This window comes from Bacillus sp. RSS_NA_20 (genome assembly GCF_020165915.1).
Lineage (GTDB): Bacteria > Bacillota > Bacilli > Bacillales > Bacillaceae > Bacillus > Bacillus altitudinis.
Genome location: NZ_JAIUKW010000003.1, coordinates 758,160 through 772,741, shown reverse-complemented (window position 1 = coordinate 772,741; position 14,582 = coordinate 758,160). Strand labels below are relative to the sequence as shown.

The 14,582-nt window shown below is 45.6% G+C and carries 2 protein-coding genes; both read left to right on the top strand.

The features are described 5' to 3' along the window. Positions 1–4 precede the first annotated feature (4 nt). Entirely contained in the window at positions 5–10,699 is a 10,695-nt protein-coding gene (locus LCD32_RS04000; protein WP_224562832.1) for a non-ribosomal peptide synthetase, read from the top strand. Positions 10,700–10,744: 45 nt separating this feature from the next. Then, positions 10,745–14,578: a non-ribosomal peptide synthetase gene (locus LCD32_RS03995; protein ID WP_224562828.1), complete on the top strand. Its 3,834-nt coding sequence runs from the start codon at positions 10,745–10,747 to the stop codon at positions 14,576–14,578. Positions 14,579–14,582: the final 4 nt, after the last annotated feature.

Sequence of the window (14,582 nt, the reverse complement as noted above, 5' to 3'; positions counted from 1 at the left end):
GACTATGAGCAAACAGAAGATTCAAAAGGTATATCCTTTAACACCAATGCAAGAAGGCATGTTATATCATGCCATGCTAGACCCTAATTCTTCCTCTTATTTCACACAGCTGGAGCTTGGAATAAGAGGGGAGTTTGATCTCGATCTTTTTGAAAAAAGTCTCAATGAGCTCATCGGCACATATGACATTCTCCGTACAGCCTTTGTCTATCAGCAATTACAGAAGCCTCGTCAGGTTGTACTGGCAGAGCGCAATCTAGATGTGTATAGAGAGAATCTATCTCACCTGAATCATCAGGAACAGCAAAAGGTACTAGATCAATATAAAAAGCAAGTGAGAAAGCAAGGCTTCCATTTAACGAATGATTTGTTATTGAAGGTCGCTGTTTTTCAACTGAATGAAACAAACTGGCATCTCATTTGGAGCAACCATCACATCATCATGGATGGTTGGTCCATGGGAGTTTTGATGAAGAAATTGTTTCATTACTACGAATCTTATCGGAACGGCAAAACGCCGGATCGCTCACAAGGAAAACCTTATGCAGATTATATTCAGTGGCTTGGCAAGCAAAATCAACAAGCAGCGGAAGGCTATTGGAAGGATCGCTTAGACGGTGCGGTTCAGCATCAAGGGCTTTTGCAGCAAAAAGAAGCCAACGGACAATATGACCATCAGGAATGGACGTTCACATGGGATGCTGAAATGGTCAGCAGCATTCAAGAGATCGCAAGGAATTGCCAAGTGACAGCACCAAATCTATTCCAGGCTGTTTGGTCGGTTCTTTTAGGGACTTACCATGCGGCACATGATGTCACTTTCGGAACAGTCGTATCTGGAAGGCCGCCAAGTGTGGCTGGGATAGAACAGATGGCAGGGCTTTTTATCAATACAATACCGGTCAGGGTAGAAATGAATCAGGAAGACACCTTTAAACAGCTGTTTCAAAAAGTTCAGCAGCATGCGCTGGAAGCGGAAAACTATGATTTTATGCCGCTTTATGACATTCAGCAACAGACAGCTGCAGGAGGACAACTCTTCGATCACTTGGTCGGGTTTGAGAACTATCCTTTAGATCAAGAGCTATCTGGTGACACCATGTCGGAACGTCTAGGGTTTTCCATTGATGTAAAAGACGGATTTGAACAAACGAATTTCGATCTAAATGTCCTTGTATATCCAGGTGAAACATGGACATTGAAAATCAAATACAATGCGGTGGCTTTTGAAGAAGAGGTCATTGAAAAAATATCGAAACACCTGACCAACCTCATGAAGCAGATCATCGAGAATCCGGAAGTTCGCCTTCATGACGTGACGTGTATCACTGAAGAAGAAAAACAGCAGATTGAAGCATGGAACAAGACAGAACGAGATTATCCAAAGCATCTGTCTATTCCTGAGCTTCTTAAAGAACGCATTCAAACGCAGCCAGACCATCTGGCGTTAGTCGAAGGAGAGCGGGCATTCACCTATGAAGAACTCGGCCAAGAAATCCATCGTGTTGCGGGACATTTGATTGATAGCGGAGTGAAACAAGAAGATGCCGTCGCAGTGTATATGAATCGATCTGCTGAAGCAGTGATCGCCATTTTAGCGATTCTTCAAGCAGGGGCTGCTTATGTACCAATTGATCCAGCCCAGCCAGAGGATAGAATCCGCTTTATGCTTGAAGACAGCGGTGCATCCGTTTTGCTCTATGCGGACAGCCAGCCGCCAGTTCATGAAAGCATCCAAGCCGTTCATGTGTCGGACATATCGAATCAGTCAAACGGACCATTCGAAGTCGAGACCTCTCCTTCGCAATTGGCGTATATCATGTACACGTCGGGGTCAACCGGCCAGCCAAAAGGTGTTCAAATTGAGCATCAACATATTGTCAGATTGGCATGTTCACAGGAGACACTGGGCTTGAACAAGTCGGATCGTATGGCACATACAGGAGCAGTCAGCTTTGATGCCATTACCTTTGAAATCTTTACAACACTGCTGAACGGTGCAACGCTTTATCCTGTTGACCGTGACACGTTATTAGACATCAACCGGCTGGAACGATTTATCCAAACGAATCAAATCTCGGCGCTCTTTTTAACGACAGGTTTGTTTAATCAACTCGCTCAGCAGCGGCCGCATATGTTTAAAGGGTTGTCCAAATTGATCACAGGCGGTGATGTGATCAATGTGAAAAGTGCAGAGCTTGTGAAGAAAAACCATCCATCACTTGTTTTACTGAATGCGTATGGCCCCACAGAAAACACCACCATCTCAACCATTTATGAGGTGAGAGGGGATGAAACGGGCACGATTCCAATTGGTCAGCCGATCAATCATTCGACCGCTTACATTTTAGATGACAATCAAAGACTTCAGCCAATTGGTGCGCCAGGAGAGCTGTATGTCGGCGGAGACGGTGTCTCAAGAGGATATCTCCATCGTCCAGAATTAACAGAGCAAGCATTTATCGCTGATCCTTTCAAGGCAGAAGGGCGTTTGTATCGAACAGGAGATTTGGCTAGGTACGGTTCAAATGGTCAAATCGAATTCCTCGGACGGACAGATGATCAAGTGAAAATCCGTGGTTTCCGTATTGAGCTCGGTGAAATTGAAACGGTTCTTCAACAAGAGGCGGGGATCGATGAGGCGGTTGTGCTCATCCATGCGTCTCCTTCAGAAGAAAAAGAAATGACCGCTTACTATACGGGAACGATCAGAGAAGAAGAGGTGCGGGCTTTATTTCATCAAGCACTGCCAGCATATATGGTACCTCATCACGTCATGAAGCTAGATGCTTTCCCGCTTACAGCAAACGGAAAGGTCGATCGAAAAGCTTTACCAACGCCTGACGAAGCTCATCGTGAAGAAGTCAGGATCATTCCGCCTGAAACTGAGACGGAAAAGGCGCTTGCTCAAATTTGGGAGGAACTGCTTGGGAAAGCGGTGGGAATAGATGAGCATTTCTTCATGACTGGCGGACATTCACTCAAAGCAATGATGATGTCAGCCAAAATCCAAGAAGTGTTCCAAAAGGAAGTTCCGATTCAAGTGATATTCGAAAAGCCAACGGTTCGATCGCTTGCGTCATACATTGACCAGGACGGTCAAGAAGAACAAGGACATCCGATCTTACCCGCAGCGAAGGCGGAGGACTATCCAGTGTCACCAGCTCAGCGGCGCTTATACATTTTACAAACACTTGAACCTAAGAGTACGAACTATCATATTCCGATCGTCTTAACGCTTGAAGGTACGCTCGATCATCAGCGGCTCACCTCAGCATTTGATGAATTGATTCAAACGCATGAAATCTTAAGAACGAGTTTTCATATGAAAGGCGAGAACATCGTCCAAAGGGTACATGAAAGAGCGGCATTTGACCTCCCTGTCCATGATGTAAAGGAAGAAGAGGCCGAGGCATTTCTTGCTGAACGTCAGGCGCCGTTTGATTTGACAGCCGCTCCCCTCCTGCGGGCACAGTTGCTCAAAGTGAGTCATGATCGTCATCTATTAGTCTTGGAAGCACATCACCTCATTACAGATGGCAGCTCCATGAAGACGTTCATTCAGGATTTGGCGAAAGCCTATGATGGAGAGGCACTTGCAGAAAGAGCCATTCATTATAAAGATTACGCTGTCTGGCAGTTAAGTGAAGAAGAAACAGAGAAACAGCGTGCGCATGAAGCGTATTGGCTGAAGCAATACGAAGGAGATGTACCGGTTTTAGATTTGCCGACAGACTACCCACGTCCAGTGGAACGTGATTTTTCTGGAGAACGGGTGATGTTTGGCTGTGATCAAGCGACAACTCAGCGTATTCATGAGCTGCTCAAGAAAACAGATACGACGCTGTACATGTTCTTGTTATCTGCATTTCAAGTGCTGCTCGCTTCCTACAGCGGACAGGAAGATATCATTGTCGGATCTCCTGTTGCGGGGCGAACACATCCAGATATTCAGGACATGCCGGGGATGTTCATCAATACCATTGCGATGCGCGGGAAACCGGAACAAACAAAGTCATTTTTACAGCTGCTTGAAGAAATAAAAGAAACGAGTGTAGATGCTTTTGCACATCAAAGCTATCCGCTCGAAGAGTTAATCGCGCGTCTGCCGCTTGATCGTGATACAACCCGAAGCCCGCTCTTTAGTGTTTCGTTTAATATGCAGAACATGGATGTTCCTGCACTAAAGCTCGGCGATCTGAACATTTCGCCTTATGCAATGCAGCACCGATCCGTCAAATTTGATCTGTCTCTAGAAGCATTTGAACGTGAGGGAGAAATAAAACTAAGCCTAGACTATGCAACGGCATTATTTAAAGAGGAAACCATCCGCCGGTTCGGAACACATCTTCTTGCGATTATTCGTGAGGCGGTCCAGCATCCGAATGAACAAATTGGCTTGTTCAACCTCTTGGATCAGCATGAACAAATGGAGCGGCTGGAGAAAAGGGATGGAGAACAAACAGGTCAACATGAGCCGTACCATGTGCAATTTTCACGTCAAGCCATGGAAACGCCTGATGCCATTGCGGTGATGGATGGTGAAAGGAAGCTGACCTACCGTGAACTAGATCACATGTCCAATGCTCTTTGCAGTGAGCTGAAGATGCAAGGCGTAGAGAAAGAAAGCACAGTCGCACTTATTCTTGATCGCTCTGTCTATGTCATTGTCTCGATGCTAGGTGTAATGAAAGCGGGCGGTGCATTTGTACCAATTGATCCAGCTTTTCCTGCGGAACGTATTCGTTACACATTAAAAGATTCAGGGGCAAAAGTCATCGTGGCAAATGAGTCTCTTGGCGATTCCTATCAGCATCTCAAGTCGATTCAGGTCGTACATGTGGAGAAAGCCGTCCAACGAAACGATTCTCTAGACCTGCCGGACGTATCGGTTGATCAACTGGCTTATGTGATTTACACATCTGGAACAACAGGGAAGCCAAAGGGTGTACAGCTCACGCATCGTAATCTATCACACTACGTCAATTGGTTGACACATGAAGTGACTTTACAAGAATGCGATCGAACGGCACTCCTGTCTTCTTATGCATACGACCTTGGTTACACAAGCATTTTCCCGGTTCTAAAAGCAGGCGGGACACTCTATATTCCTCGTGAAGACGTGTATACAGACCCTGTACGTCTCATGCGTTTTATTGATGAACAAGAGCTGACTTATATCAAAATGACACCATCCTTATTTCATATGATGGCAGATTCAAAGGGATATACATTTGACGCTTTACGGCTTGTGGTATTGGGAGGAGAACCGATTGTCTCTGAAGATGTTGAAACATTTATGAAGCAGCATCCATGCGTGGCAGTGATGAACCATTACGGTCCGACAGAAACAACGATTGGTACAGTGAGCAAGCTAATGACACCGCATGAGCTGGATGCTTTAAAGGAGCGTTCTATCATCGGAAAGCCTATTGCTCATACAAGAGCGCTCGTATGCAATCGCGAGCAACGCCTTGTCCCTTATGGCGCACCGGGTGAGCTCTACATTTCAGGTGATGGTGTTTCAAAAGGTTATTTGAATCAGCCTGAATTAACAGCAGAGCGTTTTCTTGAAAATCCTTATTTCCCTCAAGAGCGGATGTATCGAACGGGAGATTTGGTCAGACAGCATGCAAATGGGGAGATTGAATTCCTTGGAAGAGTAGACGATCAAGTGAAAATTCGCGGTTATCGAATTGAGAAACAAGAAATTGAGCATGCCGCACGTGCCCTTTCAACCATTCAAAAAGTGTATGTCAAAGTGATCAACACATCTCGTTTACCGGAGCTGGCGTTATATTATACAGCACCTGATCACATTGGAACGCTGACATTTAGAGAAAAGCTTTCAGAGACACTACCGGATTACATGATTCCTACTTATTTTGTCAAAGTGGATCATATGCCGCTGACGCAAAACGGAAAAGTGGATGCAAAATCTCTGCCGCTTCCTCATGAGGCACATATGAACCGCACGGCACATGCAGCACCAGAAACGGCGCTTGAGCAGACGCTTTGTGATATGTGGTCAGATGTTCTTGAGATTGAAAAAGTCGGCATTGATGACCATTTCTTTGAATTAGGCGGGCATTCTCTGAAAGGCATGGTGCTCATTTCGAAAATGCAAGCCAAACTGAATCAGCATGTTCCACTCAAGGTTCTTTTTGAAAAGCCAACGATACGTGCGATAGCTGCCTATTTGGAAGAAGCTGATGCTTCGCTCGTCACATCGATTCAGCCAGCGGAAAAGCAAGATTTCTATCCAGTCTCTTCCGCACAAAAGCGAATGTACGTATTACAGCAGTTACATCCAGAATCCGTCACCTACCATATGCCAGCCGTTTTCATGATGGAAGGAAACCTTGATCTGAAGCAGCTAGAAGGAGCGATTCAAGCTTTAATTGATAGACATGAGTCATTGCGGACAGCCTTTGTTGAAATTGACGGCAGTCCCGTCCAAAAAATCTATCGCCGTGTACCGTTTACGTTACAGATGGTTGAAGTAGAAAGCGATCAGGTACAATCCGTCGTAGACAACTTCATGACACCATTCTCATTACATCAAGCACCTCTAATGAGAGCGAAAGTGGCAAAGCTGTCTGATGACAAATATGTGTTCATGATGGATATGCACCATATCATCGCAGACGGAGTGACACGCAGTCTGCTTATTCAAGAATTAGCGGAGTTGTATGAGCATAAGACGTTACCGCCAGTTCAGTTGCACTACAAGGATTATGCGGTATGGCAGCAAGAGGAAGAACAGCAAGCAGCACTTGAAAAACAGCGGCAGTATTGGCTGGAGCAATATGCACAGCCGCCAGAAGACTTAGCACTTCCGCTTGATTTCCCGCGGCCTAGCGTGCAGTCATTTGCAGGAGGCCGGGTGGATAGATGGCTGTCTGCTGAAAAGGCGCAGCATGTCAAAGCGCTCATGGCTGAAAAAAATGTGAGTTTGAACATGGTGATGCAAACGGCCTTTGCCATTCTCCTTCATAAATTGACTGGGCAGCATGACATCGTCATAGGGGCTGTAACGGCTGGACGTACACATGCGTCAATCGAACGGATTCCGGGCATGTTTGTGAATACACTGGCCCTTCGACATGACGTTCAGTTAGAAGAAACTGCAGAGCATCTGCTAGAAAAAATAAGAGATCACAATCTATCAGCTTATGAACATCAAGGATTCCCATTCGAGGATTTGGTCGCGCAGTTAGACCTTCCGAAAGACACGAGCCGCAACCCGTTGTTTAGTGTCATGATGACAACGGATGAGCGTGATCTGACGTTACCGGAATTGAATGGACTTACGCTTTCGCACAAACAGCAAGAAGCCGTTCAGGCAAAATTTGATTTAACGCTCGGTGTCTTTGAGGAACAAGATCAAGTGGGCTTGCGCTTTGAATATGCAGCGGCACTATTTAAAAAGAGTACCATTCAGCGATGGAGTCAATATGTTGAGCGAATCATAGACGAAATGCTTGCGAAATTGAATCAGTCGATCTCGACCATCTCCATCTTAACAAAAGAAGAAGAGCGACATCTGCTTGATGAATGGTCCGGACCTGTCCTAGATGTCCCGACAGATCAAACGGTTCATACATTGATTGAGGCGAAGTCACAAGAAGTACCTCATCAAAAAGCCGCAACTTTCTGCGGCACAAGCTGGACGTATGAAGAACTGAACAACCGGGCGAATACAGTCGCCGCAAGACTCATTTCCACCGGCACAAAACCGGGAGACCGCATCGGCATTCTCACGCGTCCATCGCTCGAGATGACAGCCGCTGTTCTCGGTGTGCTCAAGGCAGGTGCGGCATTCGTGCCGATTGATGCCGATTATCCAGCGCAGCGCATTGCCTACATGCTGGAAGATTGCGGGGCAGAGGTCCTTCTGATTCAGAAAGAGCTCACTGCACCACCTTCTTTCACAGGTCATACCCTCTTCATAGAAGAGGCAGTAGAAGGAGAAGCGCACGAGATTCAGGTTCCTGTCAAACCAACGGATCTCGCTTATATGATTTACACATCTGGAACGACTGGACAGCCGAAGGGTGTCATGGTCGAGCATCAGTCTCTTGTCAATCTTGCTTTTTGGCACAATGATGCTTTCCAGGTGACGAAACAAGACCGAACCGCCAAATATGCCGGCTTTGGCTTTGATGCCTCCATTTGGGAGATGTTCCCGACGTGGATCGCCGGCGCAGAGCTCCATATCATCGATGAAGCGATTCGCCTCGATATGATCAAGCTCAATTCGTATTTTAATCACGAAGGCATCACCATTGCATTCCTGCCAACACAGCTATGTGAGCAGTTTATGTCGATGGACAATCATTCTCTCCGTTACTTACTGACAGGCGGGGACAAGCTGAAACAGGTGAAGCCCGTTCCATACAAACTCGTGAATAACTACGGCCCAACAGAAAATACGGTCGTGGCGACAAGCGGGATCATTGATCCAGATCAAGGCACGCTTCCTATCGGAACAGCGATTGCCAATACTCGTTTTTACATTATGGGTTCGTTATATGATCTCTCGCCGCAAGGCGTACCGGGTGAGCTCGTGATTGCAGGGAAAGGACTGGCAAGAGGCTACTGGAATCTACCAGAGGAAACGGACAAACGGTTTGTCCCAGATCCATTTTATCCAGGAGAGCGCATGTACCGTACAGGTGATTTGGTGAAGTGGACAGAGGATGGCGAACTGATCTATCTCGGTAGAAAAGACCATCAAGTGAGCATCCGCGGATTCCGTATTGAGCTATCAGAAATTGAAGCGCAGCTCCTTGCGCTGTGTTCAGTCCAAGAAGCCGTCGTGACAACGGTTAAAGACGCAAGTGATCAAGACGCTCTTGTCGCTTACGTCATCACAGATGAAGAAACGGGCACTTTGAAAGAAAGCTTAAAGCGCACCTTGCCTGAATATATGGTGCCATCATGGATCATCAAGCTAGACCAACTGCCGATGACGGCAAATGGAAAAGTGGATCTCAAAGCACTGCCAGCACCTGATGTGGAAGCGAATCAAACAGCATACGAAGCCCCAAGAGATGAAGTGGAAGCACTACTTTGCGGCATTTGGGAAGATGTACTTGGCGTCAGCCAAGTTGGTATTCACGACCACTTCTTCTTCCTTGGCGGAGATTCGATTAAAGGCATCCAGATGGCAAGCAGACTCACGCAAGAAGGCTGGAAGCTCGATATGAAACTGCTTTTCCAATACCCAACGATTGCGGAGCTTCGCCCATATATCGAAGAAGCGGACCTTCTCACAGCTGATCAGTCCGCTGTAGAAGGAGAGGTCATTTTAACACCGATTCAGCGCTGGTTCTTTGAACGGAACTTTGATCACCAGCACCACTGGAATCTCTCAATGATGCTTCATGCACCAAAGGGATTTGACTTGGCTGTCACAGAACAAGTTCTGCAAAAACTGCTCTCACATCATGATGCACTGCGCATGGTGTTCAGACAGGAGCATGATGACATGCTGCAATACAATCAGCGGGAGTTGACAGAACCATTTTCAATTATTTCTTGTGATGTTTCAAAAGCGCAAGATGTGAAACAGGCGATTTCCACATACGCCAATGAGTATCAGCGTCAACTGAATCTTGAAAAGGGTCCATTGATGAAAGTGATTTGTTTCCATACAGAAAACGGTGATCACTTACTCATCATCACACATCATCTTGTGATTGACGGCGTTTCTTGCCGGATTTTACTAGAAGACTTTATGTCTCTTTATCATCAGGCAGAAAAAGGAGAAACGATGGTTCTGCCGCCAAAAACGCACTCTTTCAAAGAATGGGCAGAAGCGATTGAACGATATGCGCAGTCACAGCTGCTAAAAAACCAGAAGGAGTATTGGGCAGCGATTGAAAATAGACCGTTTACGACTTTACCTGTTGACCATGAAGTAAAAGAAAGAAAAGTCGCGGATACGAAAGCGGTCAAAATGCAGCTGACAGAAGCAGAAACCGAGCATCTGTTAACGAATATCCATCTTCCGTACACAACAGAAATGAATGATATTCTTCTATGTGCGCTTGGGCTGGCCGTTCAGGAATGGACAGGTCAATCTCATGTACATGTACAGCTTGAAGGTCATGGAAGAGAGGACATTTTATCAGGATTAGATATATCCCGCACAGTTGGCTGGTTTACGAGCATGTATCCAGTCGTTCTTGAAGCGAAACCGAATCAGACCATTGCAGACGCTATCAAAGGAACGAAAGAGATGCTACGGCGTGTACCGAATAAAGGGATTGGTTACGGTATTTTAAGATACATGACACCATCCGAACCGTCAGTCAAACACGTGCAGCCTGAAATCAGCTTGAACTATCTTGGGCAGATTGATCAGGAAGTGACGACAGAACTCTTTGGGCCCTCAACCTATGATATGGGCCGTCAAGCAAGCCCTGAATCTGAAGCTGTTTATAAGCTGAACCTCAGCGGTCTTGTTCAGCACAATCAATTCATTCTGTCGTGCTCATATTGTGCAAGTGAATATGAAGAACAAACGATACAGCAGTTCATCGCATTGTTGAAGGAGAAGATCAGATCCATCATCACCCATTGCTTAGCGCATCAAGAGCGAGAATTTACACCAAGTGACTTCTCGGCTGCAGACCTTGAAATGGATGAAATGGACGATATCTTTGACATGCTTGAGGAGAAATTGACCTAACACCACTAGATCAGTCATGAAAAAGGGGAAGGAGGAATGAAATAGATGAGTCAATTTAAAAGGGATCAAGTTCAAGATATGTACTATCTGTCACCGATGCAAGAAGGAATGCTGTTTCATACCCTCCATCATCAAGAAAAAGGCTTTTATGTAGAACAAATGGATATGAACGTGAAGGGCACACTTCGGCATGATTTGCTTGAGAAAAGCATGAATATCATTGTGGAACGGTACGATATTTTTCGTACCGTGTTCCTCCACGAAAAAGTGAAGCGTCCTGTCCAAGTTGTATTAAAAAATCGACCTTTCCAGCTTGATGTTGTGGACATACAGGATCTTTCTGAAAGTGAACAGCTTGAACGTATTGATCGTTTTAAACAAAAGGATCAGCTGAGAGGATTTGATCTCTCGAAGGATCTGCTCATGCGGGCCTCTGTTTTTCAAACGGGTCCTTCAAGCTATCGCTGGATATGGAGCTATCACCATATCCTTCTAGATGGCTGGTGTTTTGGCCTAGTTGTGCAGGAATTGTTTGCGATTTATCATGCACTTTTGCATGACATCCCTTATAGGCTGGAGCCAGTCAAGCCATATAAAGAATATATTCAATGGCTCGAAAAACAAGATAAACAAGCCTCACTTGAATATTGGACGCAATCTTTGGCTGGCTTTGAGGGGCAATCGACTTTTAAAGAACAGCGAAAGCAAACAAATGAGCATGAATTAGGCGAAATCGAATGGGCCATGAGTAAAGAAGAAACAGCTGCTTTATCAGAGTTAGCCTTGCAGCAGAATGCCACGTTAAGCAGTGCGCTTCAATCTGCTTGGTCCATTTTACTAAGCAGGTATCAGCGGTCAAATGATGTGTTGTTTGGAACAGTTGTGTCAGGACGTCCGTCGGATTTGGCTGGTGTGGACCGGATGGTGGGGTTGTTCATCAATGTCATTCCAAGACGAATTCAGCTGACAGACCAAATGACGTTCCGTTCTCTATTATCAGAGACGCAGCAGCAGTCTTTAGCGGCTGAACCGCACCAATATATCCCGATTTATGATATTCAGGCTAAGGCGGGTCAGCAGCAGCTCATTGATCATATTGTGGTGTTTGAGAATGTCCCTGCTGCAAAGAAAGACGAGCAGGAGTCACTGCTTGGCTTTACAGTAGAAGACATGAATGTCTATGAGAAATCGAACTATGATCTCAATTTACTGGCGTCGCCCGGGGAACAATTGCAGCTGAAGCTGGCCTTTAATCAGCGTGCATTTGATCCTGCATTTGTCCATAAATTAAAGGATCAGCTGACTCTTTTGATCAGAGGGACCATCAAACATCCAGATCAGTCAGTTCATACACTGACACTTGTGACAAAGCAGGAAAAGCAGCGAATGTTAGAGGAATGGAATGCACCTGAGCTGGAGCATGATCAGCTTTATTTGACAAAGTGGTTTGAGCATAATGTTCGAAAACAGCCGAATGCAGTGGCATTATCAGCAGGTGATCACACGATGACATATGCGGAGCTGAACGAACAAGCCAATCGACTGGCAAGGCATTTGCAAAAAAATGGGGTGGGTCATCAAACGGTGACCGCCATTTTAGCAGAGCGGACACCTGAACTCATTGTCAGCTTACTCGCTGTCTTAAAAGCAGGTGCCACCTATGTGCCGATTGATCCAGATTATCCAGAAAGCCGTATCCAATATATGCTGAAAGACAGCGGAGCGACGCATCTTCTGACTCATTCATCCTTTATCAGTCAGACGAGGTCATTCGCATTTGATGGCACGTATCTTTTTGCAGATGATCAAGAAATTTTACTGATGAGCTCAGAGAATCTGCCACTTGAAGCTGGTTTAAATGATACGGCATACATCATGTATACATCTGGAACAACCGGACAGCCAAAAGGCATCATGACGACCCATTCCAATATTGCCCGGGTGGTCAAAAATACGAATTACTTAACCATTTTAGAAACAGATACATTGCTGTCGTTATCAAATAGCGTATTTGATGGCTTTACATTTGATGTATATGGTGCGCTTTTAAACGGAGCAAAGCTTGTCTTGCCGCAAAAAGAAACCATTTTAGATATGGGGAAGCTCACTGAGCTGATAAAAGGAGAGCATATTTCTGTCATGTTTGTCCCAACCGCTTTATTCCATCTTCTCGTTGATGAAGGAACAGACTGGATGCGCGGTGTGCGTAAGGTGCTGTTTGGGGGAGAGAGGGCATCGGTTCAGCATGTGAGAAAAGCCTTTGATGTGATGGGAAAAGGCAGATTGTTGAATGTATACGGACCAACCGAATCAACGGTTTTTGCCACATATTATCCGATAGATGAAGCGATCCCTTTAGAGGCACGTTCTATTCCAATTGGGAAGCCGCTCAACCAGACGGGCGCTTATATATTGAGTGAGCACAGACAGCTTCAGCCGATTGGAATGGTTGGAGAGCTTTGTCTGAGCGGCAAAGGACTTGCAAAAGGGTATTTGAATCGTCCTGATCTGACAAAACAAGTCTTTATCGCCCATCCATTCGCTGCGGGTGAGCGCCTGTATCGCACTGGGGATTTAGCTTACTTTCGAGAAGACGGTCTGATTGAGTATGCAGGCAGAGTTGATGATCAGGTGAAAATTCGAGGACACCGAATTGAACTGACAGAAATTGAAGCCAACCTTCTCATGCATCAAGGTGTAAAACAAGCTGTACTCCTAGCGGATCATGATGAAACCAATCATACAAGGCTGCTTGCCTATATCACGTGTGATGATGCATGGAAAGGGAAACTCGATGACATCAAATCAAGGCTGAAAGAGCGTCTTCCAGCTTATATGCTGCCTCATGAGCTGATTGAACTGGAGAACCTCCCACTTACGCCAAACGGGAAGGTTGATAAACGCCAGCTACCAAAACCAGAGGCACCGCAAGGAAACCGCCGTGTGAAACTGCCCGCAAATGAAGTGGAACAAAAGCTGCTGGTAATGTGGCGGGAAGTACTTGAACGAGAGGATATTAGCACAGATGACCATTTCTTTGAGCTTGGCGGACATTCTTTAAAAGCGATGTCTCTTTTGTCCAAAGTATCAAAAGAGTTTGAGGTTCAGGTGCCGATCCATTTGTTGTTTGAGACCCCGACGATTGAAGCACTTAGTCATTATATTCAGCATCAGGACGGGGAAACCGCTGGCTATCTTGTATTCAATGAATCTCAAACATCAACAGTCTTTGCTCTTCCGCCATTACCAGGCTACGGCTTTATCTATCAGGAAGCAGCAAAAACGCTTGATGATGTTCGGCTAGTCGCTTTTGATTTTATTGAAACGAATAACCGAATGGCGCAGTACGTTCAGCATATTCAGCACCTTCAGCCAAAAGGGCCGCTGACGTTGATGGGGTACTCAGGCGGATGTTACCTCGCCTTTGAGCTTGTTCAAGCGCTTGAACAAGGAGGACGGACAGTCGAGAAGGTCATCATGATCGATTCCTATAAGAAAATTGGAGAAAGTGATTTAGAAGGACGATCCATTGATGATGATATTGAAGCGATTGTTCATCAAACGAAACAAAGCGAACTTGCTCAAGGGGAGATCGTTCAAGAAGCGCTTGCCCAAAAGACGCGCGCCTACTATGAAACATTTGTTAAGGGGGTGAATCAAGGCAAAATACAGGCAGATATTACGTTCATCCAATCTGAAGAACAAATAGCGATCCCGGACTGGATGGAAGAGTGGACACAGGCAACAGCCGGATCTTTTACCCAATACCAAGGCTATGGCCGGCATGCTGATATGTTCAAACAGAAAGAATGTGCAGTTCAAAATGCAAAGCTGATCAAACATATTGTCAATCAAACAAATAGAGAACGAGTCTTGTAAACTT

Coding starts and splice junctions, on each gene's coding strand:
- LCD32_RS04000 (WP_224562832.1), top strand. CDS start 5: ATGAGCAAACAGAAGATTCAAAAGGTATATCCTTTAACACCAATGCAA.
- LCD32_RS03995 (WP_224562828.1), top strand. CDS start 10,745: ATGAGTCAATTTAAAAGGGATCAAGTTCAAGATATGTACTATCTGTCA.